The organism is Acinetobacter sp. KB005, assembly GCF_049949095.1.
Taxonomy (GTDB): Bacteria; Pseudomonadota; Gammaproteobacteria; order Pseudomonadales; family Moraxellaceae; genus Acinetobacter; species Acinetobacter calcoaceticus.
Genome location: NZ_CP188191.1, coordinates 2,210,171 through 2,226,433, shown reverse-complemented (window position 1 = coordinate 2,226,433; position 16,263 = coordinate 2,210,171). Strand labels below are relative to the sequence as shown.

The 16,263-nt window shown below is 36.8% G+C and carries 20 protein-coding genes; 9 read left to right on the top strand and 11 right to left on the bottom strand.

Translation table 11 applies throughout. The features are described 5' to 3' along the window. Window positions 1-88: 88 nt before the first annotated feature. Complete coding sequence (locus tag ACPF64_RS10705; protein WP_426453157.1) at window positions 89-787, top strand: DUF1826 domain-containing protein; 699 nt, start codon at window positions 89-91, stop codon at window positions 785-787. Window positions 788-892: 105 nt separating this feature from the next. Here ACPF64_RS10705 and ACPF64_RS10700 read toward each other — a convergent pair whose 3' ends face one another. Beyond that, the gene (locus tag ACPF64_RS10700; RefSeq protein ID WP_005041737.1) at window positions 893-1,345 is read right to left on the bottom strand and encodes a DMT family transporter; all 453 of its coding nucleotides are present in this window, start codon (window positions 1,343-1,345) and stop codon (window positions 893-895) included. A 28-nt stretch (window positions 1,346-1,373) separates the two neighbouring features. Next, entirely contained in the window at window positions 1,374-2,762 is a 1,389-nt protein-coding gene (locus ACPF64_RS10695) for an amidohydrolase family protein (protein ID WP_426456134.1), read from the bottom strand. A 134-nt stretch (window positions 2,763-2,896) separates the two neighbouring features. Between ACPF64_RS10695 and ACPF64_RS10690 the strand changes: the two genes are divergently transcribed. Beyond that, window positions 2,897-3,811, top strand: coding sequence for a LysR family transcriptional regulator (locus ACPF64_RS10690; RefSeq protein ID WP_426453155.1), 915 nt, complete (start codon window positions 2,897-2,899; stop codon window positions 3,809-3,811). A gap of 93 nt (window positions 3,812-3,904) precedes the next feature. Here ACPF64_RS10690 and ACPF64_RS10685 read toward each other — a convergent pair whose 3' ends face one another. Next, the gene (locus ACPF64_RS10685) at window positions 3,905-4,375 is read right to left on the bottom strand and encodes a Csu type fimbrial protein (protein ID WP_426453153.1); all 471 of its coding nucleotides are present in this window, start codon (window positions 4,373-4,375) and stop codon (window positions 3,905-3,907) included. 509 nt (window positions 4,376-4,884) lie between these two features. On the opposite strand from ACPF64_RS10685, the gene ACPF64_RS10680 reads away from it, so the two are divergent. Next, entirely contained in the window at window positions 4,885-5,322 is a 438-nt protein-coding gene (locus tag ACPF64_RS10680) for a DUF2147 domain-containing protein (RefSeq protein WP_005041742.1), read from the top strand. 158 nt (window positions 5,323-5,480) lie between these two features. On the opposite strand, the gene ACPF64_RS10675 is transcribed toward ACPF64_RS10680, so the two are convergent. Next, a complete protein-coding gene (locus ACPF64_RS10675) occupies window positions 5,481-6,053 on the bottom strand; it encodes a TetR/AcrR family transcriptional regulator (protein ID WP_426453151.1) in 573 nt (190 codons plus the stop codon). A 409-nt stretch (window positions 6,054-6,462) separates the two neighbouring features. On the opposite strand from ACPF64_RS10675, the gene ACPF64_RS10670 reads away from it, so the two are divergent. Both ACPF64_RS10670 and ACPF64_RS10665 read left to right on the top strand, forming a co-directional pair. After that, on the top strand, window positions 6,463-6,972 hold the full coding sequence (locus ACPF64_RS10670; protein WP_270902241.1) for a helix-turn-helix domain-containing protein: 510 nt from the start codon (window positions 6,463-6,465) through the stop codon (window positions 6,970-6,972). 5 nt (window positions 6,973-6,977) lie between these two features. Further along, entirely contained in the window at window positions 6,978-7,847 is an 870-nt protein-coding gene (locus ACPF64_RS10665) for an IS3 family transposase (protein WP_426456114.1), read from the top strand. A gap of 358 nt (window positions 7,848-8,205) precedes the next feature. Here the strand turns inward: ACPF64_RS10665 and ACPF64_RS10660 are convergent, their stop codons facing one another. The 4 genes from ACPF64_RS10660 to ACPF64_RS10645 all read right to left on the bottom strand — a co-directional run bounded on the left by ACPF64_RS10660 (window position 8,206) and on the right by ACPF64_RS10645 (window position 9,920). Continuing rightward, the gene (locus ACPF64_RS10660; protein ID WP_005047927.1) at window positions 8,206-8,832 is read right to left on the bottom strand and encodes a hypothetical protein; all 627 of its coding nucleotides are present in this window, start codon (window positions 8,830-8,832) and stop codon (window positions 8,206-8,208) included. 39 nt (window positions 8,833-8,871) lie between these two features. Further along, a complete protein-coding gene (locus ACPF64_RS10655; protein ID WP_311084336.1) occupies window positions 8,872-9,060 on the bottom strand; it encodes a hypothetical protein in 189 nt (62 codons plus the stop codon). A gap of 145 nt (window positions 9,061-9,205) precedes the next feature. Next, window positions 9,206-9,676: a hypothetical protein gene (locus tag ACPF64_RS10650; protein WP_416657466.1), complete on the bottom strand. Its 471-nt coding sequence runs from the start codon at window positions 9,674-9,676 to the stop codon at window positions 9,206-9,208. A gap of 94 nt (window positions 9,677-9,770) precedes the next feature. Next, complete coding sequence (locus tag ACPF64_RS10645) at window positions 9,771-9,920, bottom strand: hypothetical protein (RefSeq protein WP_005041751.1); 150 nt, start codon at window positions 9,918-9,920, stop codon at window positions 9,771-9,773. Window positions 9,921-10,432: 512 nt separating this feature from the next. Between ACPF64_RS10645 and ACPF64_RS10640 the strand changes: the two genes are divergently transcribed. Then, window positions 10,433-10,585, top strand: a complete 153-nt coding sequence (locus ACPF64_RS10640) for a hypothetical protein (protein ID WP_003650910.1) — start codon at window positions 10,433-10,435, stop codon at window positions 10,583-10,585. 108 nt (window positions 10,586-10,693) lie between these two features. Here ACPF64_RS10640 and ACPF64_RS10635 read toward each other — a convergent pair whose 3' ends face one another. Both ACPF64_RS10635 and ACPF64_RS10630 read right to left on the bottom strand, forming a co-directional pair. Beyond that, entirely contained in the window at window positions 10,694-10,933 is a 240-nt protein-coding gene (locus ACPF64_RS10635; RefSeq protein ID WP_003650908.1) for a hypothetical protein, read from the bottom strand. Between the two features lie 183 nt (window positions 10,934-11,116). Next, window positions 11,117-11,341, bottom strand: a complete 225-nt coding sequence (locus ACPF64_RS10630; protein WP_056478911.1) for a hypothetical protein — start codon at window positions 11,339-11,341, stop codon at window positions 11,117-11,119. Window positions 11,342-11,622: 281 nt separating this feature from the next. On the opposite strand from ACPF64_RS10630, the gene ACPF64_RS10625 reads away from it, so the two are divergent. After that, the gene (locus tag ACPF64_RS10625; protein WP_003650898.1) at window positions 11,623-11,856 is read left to right on the top strand and encodes a hypothetical protein; all 234 of its coding nucleotides are present in this window, start codon (window positions 11,623-11,625) and stop codon (window positions 11,854-11,856) included. 164 nt (window positions 11,857-12,020) lie between these two features. Here the strand turns inward: ACPF64_RS10625 and eat are convergent, their stop codons facing one another. After that, window positions 12,021-13,436, bottom strand: coding sequence for an ethanolamine permease (gene eat / locus ACPF64_RS10620; protein ID WP_426453146.1), 1,416 nt, complete (start codon window positions 13,434-13,436; stop codon window positions 12,021-12,023). A 181-nt stretch (window positions 13,437-13,617) separates the two neighbouring features. On the opposite strand from eat, the gene ACPF64_RS10615 reads away from it, so the two are divergent. Both ACPF64_RS10615 and ACPF64_RS10610 read left to right on the top strand, forming a co-directional pair. Further along, on the top strand, window positions 13,618-14,619 hold the full coding sequence (locus ACPF64_RS10615; RefSeq protein ID WP_426453144.1) for a phosphotransferase enzyme family protein: 1,002 nt from the start codon (window positions 13,618-13,620) through the stop codon (window positions 14,617-14,619). A gap of 75 nt (window positions 14,620-14,694) precedes the next feature. After that, window positions 14,695-16,020, top strand: a complete 1,326-nt coding sequence (locus ACPF64_RS10610; RefSeq protein ID WP_426453142.1) for a haloacid dehalogenase-like hydrolase — start codon at window positions 14,695-14,697, stop codon at window positions 16,018-16,020. Window positions 16,021-16,263: the final 243 nt, after the last annotated feature.

The following is a 16,263-nucleotide window of genomic DNA, read 5'->3' as shown; positions in this document are numbered from 1 at the left end:
AATCTACTTAATAAGCTGGACTAGAATATTTTCGACTAAGCTCAGGCTATAATATTAGACATGCTCTATTATTTTATTTAATTCTCATATGAAGAATACGTTTTCTAACAGCAATCAAATTAGACAAGTGTCTAGCTTCCCTGAACTTATAAATACAAAGTTTCAAGGAGAGGCAAATGCGATGTGTTGGCACAGAAATTTGGTTGGTGATTTTAAAGAAATTGTGAATAAACTTCATTTAAAAGAAAATATTACAGAAGTTTCTATTGAAGACCTTTTAGCACTACAGCTCTCAGAACAAGGCAATCTGGCAAGAAAAACTATTTTAGAAGATATCGAGCAGTTAACTGAATTTGGTGCATCACCTGTACTTAATTTGCTTAAACATTATGAACGCGATGAAGAGCTAGATTTCATTTCAACAGACGTATATTCATTTCATGTTGATCGCTCCCCCATTGAAACCGATACTTTTTTATGTACCTATCACGGCGCCGCGAGCGATATTGTGTCCAATGATCAGGTTGAACAAAAAGTTTTGATTCCAGAAATTAGAGAAAAGCTCAAAGAATTACATGATGGCCCAGATGCTGAATTTGAAGCCTTCTTGGCAGAGTATTTTTTTGATTTGCATTATCAGCCTAAATCTAATGCCCAACCTGTAAATTTAGGCACAGGACATTTGTGGCGTCTGGCGGTAGACCATCCTACACAACAGGTTTTACCGTGTGTTCATCGAGCACCTGTTGAAAAGGATGGCGAGTATCGGTTGCTGTTGATTTGTTAAATGTTCCAGTGGTTAATTCGTTTTTTATGGATTAAATGTGCTGCCACTACATGACTGGAATGGCTTGAAGTCACTTTATATCAACAATACTGGTTTAAAGATTCATCACCTGTCACCAAAAAGAGTAATCCCTAGACCTATCAACATGACCACTGTTCCAGCCAGTTTAATCATGGAAACTGGTCGTTCAGTCGCCCCTAATAATCCGAAATGATCAATCAACAATGCCGAGATAATCTGTCCAGCAATTGCCAGCCCCAGCAAAGCAGATAACCCGATTCTAGGAGCAAGGACGACATAACTCAGCAGTGCGCACGAACCTAGTACTCCGCCCATTAGACTCCACCATGGCTGGGCAGGAATAGCGATCAGCGAAGGAGCGATTCCACCTCGCACCAGAGAGTAAATCCCAAGGCATACCGCACCAGCAGTAAACGAGAATAACGCCGCAGCAACAGAATCCCCGCCTATGCCTTTAGCCAGTTGGCCATTCAACGTGGTCTGTAGAGTAATCCCTAGCCCCGCGGCAAAGGCCATGAGGTAATAGATAACATTCATCGTGTTTGACCCACCCCTTCTATCCAATTTACTCAAGAGGCAGAAATGTCTCGGCAAAAATATCAGGAGCATAACCAGCCGCGGCAAAAAGATACTGGCGAGATTCATCAATCGCTGCACGAAGTCGCTCACTGTCCACACCCAACACTTTACCGTCACGTTTAACGATTCGTCCGCCAATCATCACTGTATCAATATTGCTGCGCTCAGTTGCATGAACTACCGTGCCAAAAGCATTGCCAGACGGATAAAGGTTAATGTCGTCTGTTCGAATCAATATCAAGTCAGCCTGTTTACCAAGTGTCAGGCTACCGATTTTTTCTTGCAGACCTGCGCAAGCAGCACCATCAGCCGTTGCAGCTTTTAGAAGGTTTTGAGTTTGAAGGGTCACTGGCGAATGTGCTGAGCCACAACATTTGTTCTGATGCATTCCCATTACACGCTGTAAGTAAAACGCTACGCGCATTTCCATAAACATATCGCCACTGTAAGAGGTTTCATTATCTACACTCAAACCGGGTCTAATGCCGTGACGTAAAGCCGATTGCATGGCAAACATACCGTCTTCGATGCCATAATGGGCATCTGATCGTGGGCATACGTTTACTCGTACTCCAGCCTCGCGCAAAATTTCCCATCCAGCGTCTGGCAGTGAGGTACAGTGGTTAAAGATATTATCTGGTCCTAGCAGACCTTGCTGATGCAGACCCTCTAGTGCAGCAGCCATTTCACCACCAAAAAATTCAGTAATGATTGGCAGCCCCAATCTGCGTGCCTCAGCCCATAGTTCAGGTTCTAGCTGAGCCATGGCAGCCAGTGATACCAAACTGTTTTCGCTGTTTTTAAAATATTTTTCTTGTAGGCGTTCGAGATTGCTAGGCCAGTTCGCTCTATCCCAGTCTCCTGATACTGGCGCACCAGAAGCATGTACAGCACGAATACCAGCATCTAGTAAAGCTTCAACAGCCGCATCAGAGTGAGCGGCACTACGACTATTGTGCGAGTTATCAATCACTGTTGTGATACCCGCATCTATACAGCCTAGCGCTGTAAGCAAATTACCGATGTACATATCTGCTGGGCGATAGTATTTGGCAAAAGAATAGTGCGTCGCGTTGCAATAGTCTTCTAACGTTTCAGCATTCGGATTAATCCGTCGCAGTTGCCCTTCCCATGAATGTCGATGAGTATCGACCATACCTGGCATCGCGATCATATTGGATGCATCAATAATAGCTGCACCTTCGGCTTCTAAATTTTCACCCACGGCAGTAATCATGCCGCTCTCGATAAGAATATCTCCGCGAACCATGTTCCCAATCACGCTATCCATGCTTAGGATCGTCGCCCCGCGAATCAGCGTTCTATTTGGTGAAGACTCAGTCAGCTGCACTATGTTTCTGTTGTAATCAGTCATCATTATTCCAACTTCTCAAATGTATGCTGAAAATCTATCTGAAGTGATAATGCTGAAAAAGCTGGTTAAACTGTTTTTATTATTCAGCGAAAGCGAATAATCTAAGAGTGTGAGTACAGTATTGGGACAAAGGTATGAGATTGGATCGTATTCAGGCAATGCAGATTTTTGTTCGGGTGGCAGAAGCTGAAAGCTTTATCCATGCAGCAGAGGCACTTTCCCTACCTGCCTCAACAGTCACTAGTACAATTAAAAATCTTGAAAAGTATTTACAAGTGCGTCTGTTAAACAGAACAACAAGACGCGTTAGCCTGACGCCAGACGGAGCAGAGTATCTGACCCAGTGCCGAGAAATACTCAACCTGATTGAACATACCGAATCTAACCTGACCAATGCCATCAAACAGCCACAGGGTCGATTACGAGTTGATATGCCTGCGGGCATCGCTCATTCAGTGATTATGCCAAACCTACAAGAGTTTCAACGGCGTTATCCAGATATCTACCTTATGATAGGCGTCAGCGATCGACAAGTAGACCTTATTAAGGAAGGTGTGGACTGTGTAATCCGCATGGGAAATTTAGAAAACTCCACGTTGGTTGCCCGCCCACTTGGTGAATTCCGCTGGGTAACATGCGCTTCGGCAGCATATTTAAAAGAAAATGGAATTCCGCAAACTCCCGATGATTTAGCACATCACCGAGCTATTCATTATTTTTCAGGGAACAACAGACATGCGGGTGAAATGCGCTTTGTACGAAATGGAGAGAAAAAAACTGTACAAATGAATGGTACTGTCGCCGTTAATGAAACTGAGCTTTACATAAAAATGTGCCTTGAAGGATACGGCCTCGCTCAACTTGCTGAAAGACTTGTGACGGAATACTTAAAAGAAAAAAGACTCATCCCCGTGTTACAAGACTGGTGCCCATCGTCTGTTCCAGTGACTTTACTGTATCCGCATCAGCGTTTTCTTTCACCAGCGGTACGCGTATTTTCAGACTGGATGGCCGAGCTAATAAGTGATCGACAATCTGATTCAAGTTAAAGGCTTATTCAATACTTTGTATTAGAAAATAAATCTCTTGTCAGATTTATATAAGTCTGGACAGCATTGCACGACGTTTCGGTGTTTCTATTATTAATATATGACATTCACACGAACCCAATCTTCATACTTGGTTGCCTGAACATTGGTACTCGATGTAATTGCCCCATGAATAGGAATAGTTTCTTTCATTCCTGTAGCGACGCCTGAACGTATTTTACTTCCCGACCCTCCCCAAATTTGGGTATGACCAGCATCTTGATACAGTACATATGCAACAGATGCTGTGCTTGAAGCAGATTTAAGTTCAAAGTTATTGTCTGAAGTTACAGCTAATTGATACGGTGTATTTTGACTACATTGGACAGATACATCCGTTCTTGCACCAGCAACTGGCTGAGAGCGAACAACTGAACCAAAATCTAAATTTCCTTGTGTAGAAACTTCACACGTTTCTACAATGGTTAAACTGACCTTCAATGCTGTAGATGTATTTCCAGCATCTGCACTATTTATTATCAGCATTCCCATAAGAGAAAATAAGGCGTACTTAATGACTTTCATTTCTTCTCCTTATATTTTCGTTCTAATATCTATTCGTCTTTATATTGTTATTTCTCTGTTCTTACTAAAGAAACAGTTTCAGGATCGTTTAGTTATAAGACTTAATATTAGGCAATGTCAATCAATACTAAACACATGATTTCCATCTTATTTTTATAAATTGTGATGAATTACACGCAATCCCACTAATTTAAAAAGTAGTTGATGTTTTTTATTTCTTTTAAGCACATATTTTGTCAATATTGATCACAATGTATACCAGTCTACGCGCCCTACTTCTAAAGATTATTAATAATCTGATCATCGGCTTTTAAGGCCATATTTAATAATTATGTCCATTATCGCAATTGCATAAAAGAAACGATCAAAATAATATTACAGGAAATAGATTATAACTTTACATATTATTTATCTTATTGATTCAATATAAAGAAGATTGTGAAGTTAAATTTAAAATGAATCATTCTGGCGATTAAAGCCACCTGTTTTTAATTAGAGAAACTATTGATATGAAAAAATATTTATTATTACTTTTACTCAGCTTTTATTCGATTCATTCATTTGCTTCAGACAAATTACATGGCAGTGTTTGGAAAACAATTGATGATGCAACCAATGAACCCAGAGCACTGGTAAGATTTAGCGAAGATAAAAATGGTAACCTCTCTGCTAACATCGAAAAAATACTCGTTCCGAGTGAAGCCAATAAATGTACGATGTGTGAAGGTACCTACAAAAACAAATCTTTAATTGGTTTAACCATCGTCAAAAATTTAAAAAGTGTAGGTCAAAATAAATATGACAAAGGATCTATCCTCGATCCACAGTCTGATAAGACATATCGTTTTAGTGCAACAATGTCACCAGATGGGAGCAAACTTATCGCACGTGGATACATTGGTATCTCTGCAATTGGTCGGAACCAAACATGGTATCGAATTAAATAAGCTTCTAGGTCTTTAAAAGACTTTATTTATAAATTGCATGGTTTTTTGACTTAATCATTTATCTCAAGAGCCATGCAATTTTCTAAAGAAATTTCTTTCTAATCTTTTGAATATACTTAGTCTAGTTAATCATTTAAAGGTGGCATAAGGCCTATCATTTAAATTCTTCCCTTACGTCCATTCAACCCCGCCAAAAAACAATCCAACACCCTTTCCCGATCAATTGCCCCATCCGAACTTAAAAGCTGAATAATTGCCCCTTCAATCATATATAAAAATAGCTTTGCATCCTGAAAAGTCGCATCGGTTTTTAGTTTTATAAGCTGACTATAGATTTCATTGATTAGCCAAGTTCTATATTTAATTGCGACTTGATAGGCTTTTGAATAGGTCAGTTTCGTTTCAAAAATTGCTTTAAATAATAGATAGTACAGCCCTTCTAAATCGGTGTGTAAGAAATAGAGCTTCTTAAGCTTATCAACCACATTGGTGTTACAGTCATACTCAGCAATTGAAACCACTTTTCCTTTCAAACGTTCTTTTTGCACAATCAAACAGATTTCAATAAAACGCTCTTTAGAGTGAAAATAATTATAAAAAGTCGCTTTGGGAATTTGAGACTCTTGCACGATTCGGTCGATTCCAACAACATGAAATCCGCGATGATGAAATAAATCAATCGACTTATTGATGACTTGTATAGCACGTGTTGGAAGAACTAACTTTGGCATAGTTTTACCGTTATAAAAATTCTTGTTGTTTCTAAATGAGATACTTTTTTGGGAGAAAAAAGACACAGCAAAGCCTATAAAGACTGTGCTTGGCACATCTCAAGTTTTATTGTTGAGGCAAGTTTTTTTGAGCCGTAATGACTTAAAGCCTGAAAACCCTAAAGGTCGTCAAGCTGCTTTATTTTTTAAGCTGTGTCGTTATAGCTTTTGGCAAAGGTTGCCAAGAAATAATGGATGTGCAAAGCCAACTCCTTTTTATTGGGAGTTCTGCCAAAACATTAAAATTATGGTGGCAGAACGAAAGAGGGTTGACGGACTGGTCATAGAGCCAGCACACCCGAAGGTGTCCCCCTCCCGTTCTGAACTGCACCCCATAAGTTAGACTTTTTAAACTTATAAGGTGTGACCTATGCCAGTTCCAAAGCATTCAAAAGAGTTAAAACTCAAAGTAATTCAGGCTTATTTAGATGGTAGTAAAGGCTATAAAATTCTTTCCAAAGAGTTTAATGTAGATCTCCAAACCATTCGGTTATGGATTGAAAACTATAAGGCACATGGTACTGATGGGCTTAATATTAAAATTCAAAAAACTTATTATTCTTCAGAATTTAAAATCAATGCAATACAAATGCTTCTTGATAAGATACCCGTAAGAGAAGTAAGAAGACGGTTAAATCTGAGCGGGACGTCAATTTTAAGAAGATGGCTAGCTCTGTATCATAAAGAAGGGATTGCTGGGTTTAATACTAAACGGACTTATACCAATATGACTAAGCAAGATAAAACTAAAACAGTGAAACCAACAAGAGATGATAAAGACAAGTCTCAGCAAGAGCTCATTGATGAGCTTACAGCTTTACGCGCAGAGGTCGCTTTTTTAAAAAAGCTAAAAGCCTTAAAACTGAAGCAACGTACTTAAATTCAATTTGTACTGCAGACAGTGTTCAAATTATTTCAGAATTAAGGCAAATTTATCCATTAAAGCTCTTACTCAGTATTGCCAAGATAGCCCGTAGTACTTATTTCTACCACATGAAAGCTGTACGTACTAATGATAAATATACTGAGTTAAAACAGCAGATTAAGTCCATATACCATAAGCATAAGGGATGCTATGGCTATCGTAGAATTACTCTTGCTCTGAAAAGTACAGGAATAATGATTAACCATAAATGTGTATATCGACTCATGAAAACTATGGGACTTAAATCACGTATCAGAGCACTAAAATATCGCTCATATAAAAGTGGTTGTGTCGGGATAGTGGCTGATAACGTTTTAAAACGGCAATTTAAAGCAAATCGACCAAATCAGAAATGGGCAACTGATGTAACGGAATTTAATGTGAACGGTGAAAAACTTTACCTATCCCCGATTATCGATTTATTTAATGGGGAAATTATTACATTCCGAATCCAACGCAAACTCAATTATGAGTTAGTAAAAGATATGCTCATTCATGCTTTGGCTAAACTTAAACGACATGAAAAACCAATTCTCCATTCCGATCAAGGATGGCAATATCAAATGGCTCATTACCAACAGCAACTAAAACAACATGGTTTAATTCAAAGTATGTCTCGTAAGGGAAATTGTTTGGATAATGCTGTAATAGAAAGCTTCTTTGGAATATTAAAATCGGAATGCTTTCATGGTGAAAAATTTCAATCAATTGATGAATTAGAGAAAGCTATACAAGAGTACATTCATTATTATAATCATGAGAGAATCAAAGTGAAGCTACAAGGTTTATCCCCTGTACAATATAGAAATCAGTTTTTAAAAACTGCTTAATTAACTGTCCAACTTTATGGGGTCAGATCATTCCACCGTAGAGGGGGCACGAGGGGCTAGGCACTAAAAGTAAAACCTTTAATGCTTCTATGATACGGTCCGTCAAAACCGACTGGCGATGTGGCCAGCAGGCAAAGGATAGTGTCCAACCCTTTTGCAGTCAAGCACACAAAATGACATTTGTTTTAAATTAGATCATTAAAAAGTAAGGATAAATAATGAGTGAGTTATTGTTAAATTAGGGTTTATAACGCAGGCATAAAATAAAACAGCCTAGAGGAGATAAGTCTTGAGCTGAATATACACAGATGTTGTGTATGTTGCCGATTTGAACCAAGAAAATAATTTACTCTTAAATTTATTTTTTCATAGGTAGTAGTAAAACTGGGTCTTCAACATCATAACCAGTTTCTTCTGGAACCCCCAGATATTTAACGACAACTAACCTCTTATTTTGTTTAGGCACTCTATAATTTTGGGAAATTTTTATTGCTTTGGTGTAATGAACCGCAATATGGGTCTTACTTTGTAAAGACGGCGATTTTACAACATATTCTGTTTTATATTGTGTCATCTTTTCTGAAGGATCAGACCAAGCTGATATTTGATTCTGATGACTTTTTAATCTTTGAATTTTTACAGTCTTACTATTACTTACGATCAAAGGGGTTAAATTCTTTTTAATTTTTTTTATAGCCTTATTAAATCCACTACTATCTTGATCATAATCAATCTTATGGGTTTTTGGATTGATATATAGAGATCGAACTTCAATAAGTTTATCGGGTGATTTACTATTTAACAGATAATAATATAATTGTGGTAGACGTCCTCGACCATCTTCATAATGTCTTAATACATAAAGTTTCTTGTCTTTTTCCTGATAACCCAATACTTCAATTTTTTGTCCACCACCCACTGTCGCATAAGTATGTGCGGATAAAGTAAAAATAGCACTAAAACTTAGAATTTTTAGAAACTTCATTAGCTGATATCCTTGTGATTTTTTAGACTGGAAAATTAATTAACGAACATAGAGTGGATCTTCTTCAACAAAAAATACTTCACCCGATGAAGGTAGAATCCATTGATAGGTTCCGTCTATTTTCTTCATTTTTTCTTTAAAAATATTATATACAGCTACAAGATCATGTTTTTCATCATATTCCCCTACATAGCCAAGCGCTTTTTCATCATGAAACTCTTTAAACATTTTATGCATTTTGACAGCTCTAAGTTCCATATCTTTTCTCCTTTTTATTATCACTACAATAATTATGATCTCTTTTTATTTTCAATACTAAAAAAAATGTACCAAAATATATCTTATAAAAGATCAATCAAATATTTATTGGATTTTAATATTTATCAAACCTAAACTTTTCCATATCGTATGGTATGTCTAACTTCACGCTCCACTGGCTTAATTCTTCACTCATTATAACGGCATCAACTTCAAAAGCATCTCGCTCACTAAAACCTTTTGTTTTTAAAAAATTAACAAAACTAGAGGAGTTTATTTTATTAAGATATCCGACTCTTAAAGTATCTATATATACTGCGATTTTATTTGTTTCTTTTTCGAGGCAGATTACAGCATTTTTAAAGACCTTCACGCTACCACCATTTTGGTTACCGACTAAAGTTATCAATTCTTCTTGATATAAAATTACAATTATTTCATGTTCAAAAAAGTTTTTGTTCTCTGTAAATATTTTCCCAGCTATTTTTAGGGTGCTTTCGGGGAGCTCTAGATTAACTGTAGAAAAAACCTTAAATAAAATATAAGCAAAAATAAATAAGATAAAAAGTATTATTATAAAATACATATTAAAATATTCCTCTTAATTTTATAAATTGGCAAAAAGAATAGTTATTCTTTCTACCAACCAATATTTTTAAGAAAAAATATAAATTTCTATATTATGATTTTTTCTCATTTTTATCATTTTGATTGACTTTTTCTACGTCATTTTGCTCAGGAGTTTTAGGTTCAAACTCTTTACCATCTTGTTGTTGCTGTTGTTGCTCTTTTGATTTGTCTTGATCGCTTTTAACTTGGTCCTGAGACATTAGAGTCTCTCCTATTTAATGGTGTGCAGATGATTATCTAGCACTTAGTTAACATAGTCTCTTTACCTTTATATAGATACAACGCAAGTGTATCTGAATGTGATACTGTTGTTTATTGTCACAATATATATTTTAATCACCACACAGAATAAATACTTTAACCCCTATATTTTTATTATTTTAAGCCTTATTAACTTTATGCTCACACCCCAAGTACGAATTTAACCCACAAAAACAATATCATAAAGTTTCTATATTTTTAGCTACAAATGCGAATATGATATTTTTTTTGCAAACCATATAAATAAAATAGATTTTAAATATCTATTAATTCGCATCCTTTATTTAGATTTTATTATTTAAATCAATATATAATATATTTTTTAAAAAATAATATCGATATTAAAGTATATAAAGGAACATATCTCTACATACCACTCCCATAACTACCGTAATGTAACTCAGTGAAAGGTATACTATCAAACTTCACTACTCTTATTAAGAAGCTTAAAATGTCTGATTTTAAAGACTTTTCAAAAAAAGCAACTCAGAACCAAAATGACTCCGATCCAAAACCAAATGAGGATAAAGTTGAAAAACCAGCCCAGCCATCTGAATCAGAAGATTCTTCACCAATTAAAAATAATGAAGAAAAAAATAAATAAAAAGATAATACTTTAATTAATATGAAAGAAGTCCATTTTGGGGCTTCTTTCATATTAATTTCTTATAAAGAACATTCCAACTAGATTCCTTGAAAACTCAAAATCCAATTAATTTTTAAATTTACTTAAATCTTTTGAATTAAAATCTGGATCGACATGTGTTTGTATTAATAAAATGAGTTCTTCATTTACTTGTCGAATTAGCTGTGCTTGTAATCGGTTATCTTCAAGCTCATCAATTAACCGAATAATGATATTCCTCAACCATTCACATTCTATTTCTTTCTCTGCATTTTTTTGGGCAAGATAATTTAAAAGTTTATCTTTTTCAATCAATTTATCTCCCATATAGACACCTACAATCCAAACTAAATTATTTTCTTTAGATTACAGGATAAAAGAATAGATTCATGAATAATTATGTATTTATAAATTTCAAAAATTAAATCTATAAAATATTTAAATTTTATTTTAATGAAGAGGATAGCTTCAGAAATCCACCCTCTTTGATAATAAATTATTTATTTTAATTTAGGTAACTAAAAGTTTCGTATTCAGTATTAATTCAGCTCTTTTTTGTGCTTCATAGAAGTCAAGTTCTTCACTTATCCAAAACGAATGAAGTTGCCCATCTAAATGAAAATACTCTTTATTATATTGAGAACCATGATCAGAATAATGGTTGTCTACTTTGAAATGAGTTTGATCATTCTTTCTTTTTTGACCATCAAGTATGCCGCCAATACAGATATCCATTTTAATGCCAATTATTAATCGAAATTGACTATAACACACATAGATCGGTTGCTCTAAAAAGAGTTGTTATCCGTAATTTTTCTACCATTTATCAATGTATTATGGCTTTAGTGTATCTGCTTAAATTTACAGGTAATAAAAAAGTAATTTGTATGTCTAGGATATTTAAATATGCAATATCAGTCTTTAATTTTCCAAATTTCATATTAGTGAAAATAACCCTTCTTTGATTAGATAAATCTCTATATGCTGCAATGAACCACTTACAGAAAACTATTCGAATGGCCGAACAGACCCTACTACAAGAGCTTAACTCGCGAATCGAATATTATTCTTCAAGAACAGACTATCCGCTACGTAGAATTTTAATAGGCTACCGTGCATACGCAAAATTAATGTTATGCGCCTCTTTCTCAGATGAGGTCATAAATTCTGCAATTGATCCCAATAAACGCAAATATAAAAAGTTAAAAATTAAAATTACGAAAGACGATAATCAACTTGATCTTGAATAAATCAATGAAATTGGCTCATTTATGAGTGTTTTATAGATAACTGATTTAATGAGATAAAAAAGTACAATCTATTTAAAAAATAAAAAACTTTTAAATCTGGAAATGCTTAGAAAAAAGAACAAATAAAAGAGGCCGAAACCTCTTTATTCTTATTACTATAAAAATCAGTCATCAATCATGGCGAACTCTTGCTCAGGAGTACCTTTAACCAAATGGTGACGGCTATATAAGAGATAATAAAGTATAAATCCGACATAAATCAGCGCGGCTAATAACCAAACTTTCGGATTCACCATTAACCCTGCAACTACTGCAACGGCGGCAAGAATCAAGGCAATACAAGACGTCCAAACTCCTCCAGGCGTTTTATAAGGACGTGGTAATTCAGGACGAGATACGCGTAATTTGATATGGGAAAGCATCATCAAAACATAAGAAATTGTTGCACCGAATACTGCCATTAAAATGAGTAAGTCACCTTCACCTGTTAAAGAGAGTAAAAACCCAATAATGCCCGGAATAATAATTGCCCAATATGGCGCTTTATTTTCATTGGTAAGTGATAAGTTCTTTGGCAAATATCCCGCCCGTGACAGTGCAAAAATCTGGCGTGAATATGCATAAATAATTGAAAAGAAACTTGCGACAAGTCCAGCAAGACCGACAAAGTTAACAAAGCTTGCCAACCATGTGTGCTGACCATACACCGCAATGAGCGCATCAACCAAAGGAGCTCCTGAATTTTTTAAAGCATTTGAACCCGCAGCGCCTGCTCCCAAAAATAAAATTAAAAGCGCAAACGATGCCAATATCAACATTGAACCAATCAAACCTCGTGGCAATGAACGTACTGGATCTTTTGCTTCTTCGGCAGCAAGTGGTACCCCTTCAACTGCAAGAAAGAACCAGATGGCATAAGGTACTGCTGCCCATATTCCCATATAGCCAAACGGTAAAAAGCTACTCGCACCTGCATGAGAACTGACTGGAATATCAAACAAACGTGCGCTGTCAAAATGTGGAAGCATCGCCACGATAAATACGACAAGTGCAATACAAGCAACCGCGGTAATTCCAAACATGATTTTAAGCGCTTCACCTGCACCTTTCAGATGAATGCCCATAAAAACTAAATAACAAATTAAATAAACAGCCCAGCCGCCAACTCCAAATAATGATTCGCAATATGAACCGATAAATACGGCAATCGCGGCAGGTGCAATTGCATATTCAATTAAAATCGCAGTCCCTGTGAGATATCCTCCAAAAGGACCAAATGCAACGCGGGCAAAACTATAGCCACCGCCAGCAGTGGGTAACATCGTTGACATCTCAGACATCACAAAGCTCATGCAGAGATACATAAACGCGACGATGACTGTTGCAATAAAGAGTCCGCCCCATCCACCTTGTGCCAGCCCAAAATTCCAACCCGCAAAGTCACCCGAAATGACGTAAGAGACACCTAGCCCCACTAAAAGTAACCAACCTACTGCCCCCTTTTTTAACTGACGTTTTGCAAAATACTCTGCGTCCTGTTGTAGAGCGCCAACATCTACGCTTAATTCAGACTCTTTCATTGTCGTATTGCCTTATCGACTAAATTTACACCATCAATAGTTGCGCAAAAGATATTCATAAAACTTGACAGCAAAACATCTCCCCGACCACTTGAAGTCAAGTTGATTCATTTTTTCTTTTATAAGATCGACGACATCTCAACACAGAACGTGTTTAAAAATTAAATTGAGGAGTTGGGTTATGTCTGTAGAACAAAATGAATTTTTAAGCCAAGTTCAATTACAAATACTGGCAGAACAAGCAATTAAGCAATATCCATCAGACTATCAAGGAAAGGTCAAACTACTGTGTCAGTCTGAAAATGCAACGTTTCAGATTTCGACCAGATCTGCCCGATATGCACTTCGAATTCACCGTCCGAACTATCACAGCAAATTAGATATACAAAGTGAGCTTGAATGGTTAGATGCCTTAAATGCGAGTGGTATTCAAGTTCCCGTTGCGATTGCAGATCAATCTGGTGAACGCGTAATCACCTTGAAATTATCGAATGATATTTATCGTTATGCAGTCCTTTTCAACTGGGTTGATGGCGATATGCCGACTGTTGAAGTTGACCCCACTGCATTTGAGCAACTAGGACAAATTACTGCAAAGTTGCACATTCATAGCAAAACATGGCAAGCGCCTGAAAACTTTCAACGTATTGTGTGGAATCATGAAACCATGATTGGTGCAGATGGACACTGGGGAAACTGGAAAAATGCACCTCACTTGAGACCACAAGACCACGGCGTTATCGAAGAAGCCATTGTACAAATCGCGAAAGATTTAAATTCTTTTGGCAAAACACAGGAGCGTTATGGCCTGATTCATGCCGATTTGCGTTTAACCAATCTATTACTACAACAAGAACGTATTGGCGTGATCGATTTTGATGACTGCGGCATGAGTTGGTTTATGCATGACCTCGCCGCTGCGATTAGCTTCAATGAACATTATGCAAATGCGCCTCAATGGGTTGATCACTGGTTAAAAGGCTACGAACGTGTAGGTCATATTCAGTCAGAAGAATATGAAATGATCCCAACTTTTATCATGCAACGCCGCATTCAAATGATGGCTTGGAATGGTTCTCACGCACAAACAGAAATGGCTCAAAGCCTTGGCGATCAATGGTCCAATGAAACTGTGCGTCTCTGTAAAAAATATTTAACCGGACAAATGCCTGTAGGAATTTGAAAAGTGATTTAGATCGCTTTTCCCTCATTTCCAATTTTTAGTTTTTAAATTTTATAGAATTTAAAGGAAGGGTTTATGCAAGCTACCCATCAACTGAGCCGAGTTGCCAAAGCACTATTACTCACCAGTAGTCTGGCAAGTATGATTGCGCTAAGCGCATGTAACTACAACCCTTTGCAAAGCGCATCTCCCCCAGTCGCTATTCAAAAAAAGGAATATATCCAAAAAGGTCAATGGGACACTTTTAACTTTGACCAGCTCAATCAATTGATTGCTACATATGGAAAAGACAGCCCTAACTATAATTCTGACAAACGTCCGTATATCGTCACTGACTTTGACAATACCTCAGTATTTTTAGACATCGAAGAAGCAACTTTAATTTATCAGCTTGAACACTTAGCGTTTAATGTCACGCCAGAGCAGCTAAATCAGATTATTCGTAAAGGAATTAGCTCGCAAAATTTTGAAGCCGCCTACAATAACCAGCAAGGCCAAGCAGTCAATATTGATAAAATCGCCCCAGATATTATTGCCAGCTACACATGGCTTTATTACCACTATAGCGGTCTAAAAGGTAAGCAAAGTCTGGATCAAATTAAACAAGATCCGCATTATCTCGATTTCATTACTAAAATGAGATATCTATATGCGGCGATTGGAGACACGTTTGATCATGAAGTTGCATATCCGTGGGTCACTTATTTGTTTACTGGGCTTACCGAACAACAAGTCCGTAATTTGGTAAAAGCAACCGTTGCTTGGCAAATGCAGCAACCGATTGGCCCTGTGACATGGACCTCTCCCGCAGCGCTTTCGGGCCAAGCAGGCGTTGTTAAAACCACTTGGGAAAATGGTTTAAGACCATACCGTGAAATGCAAAATCTATTTAAGGCCTTTCAGAACAATGGCATTGATGTCTATGTCTGCTCGGCATCTTTTATTGATGTGATTAAGGAAATTATTTCTAATCCAGACATCGGCTATAACATTAATGAAAAAAATGCCTACGCCATGGAGTTAGAACGAGATGCACAAAATCGAATTTTGCCCGAGTTTCGTCATGGCTATGCTCAAACTCAAGGTAAAGGCAAAACCGCAACCATCCAGCGCTTTTTAGTCTCTAAATATGGTTACGGGCCAATTTTTATCGCAGGTGACAGTGAAGGCGATCAAAATATGATGCAAGATTTTGCGGCGACTCAGAAGGTTCTGATTATTAACCGATTGCGCAGCCCAAGTTCTGATATCGGCAAGTTTTCTCAGCAGGCTGTGCAAGGCTATGGTCAAGCCAATACTAAGTTCTTACTACAGGGCCGCGATGCCAATACAGGTCAATTTAGACCCTCAATGGCCAGTTTAAGTTATGGTGCGCAAACGGCGAAAAATACAAAAAATTAGTATTTCACTTATTTTCTCATGCCTACAATACATGTTGTATGCATGAGAAGCCGCTTAATTTCTTGTTTTAGTTCTGCCCTTTTTGCCTATCTCTAATGCATTTTCTGCCTTCTTTTAGTTCGCTACCCAACCTAAAATACAACTCTTGATCTCTTCTTAAAGAATCAAGCCTGAAACTGAAAACAGCAACACATAAGTCATTATTTTATAAAAAACTTTTAATAACACAAAATCATGGATGTA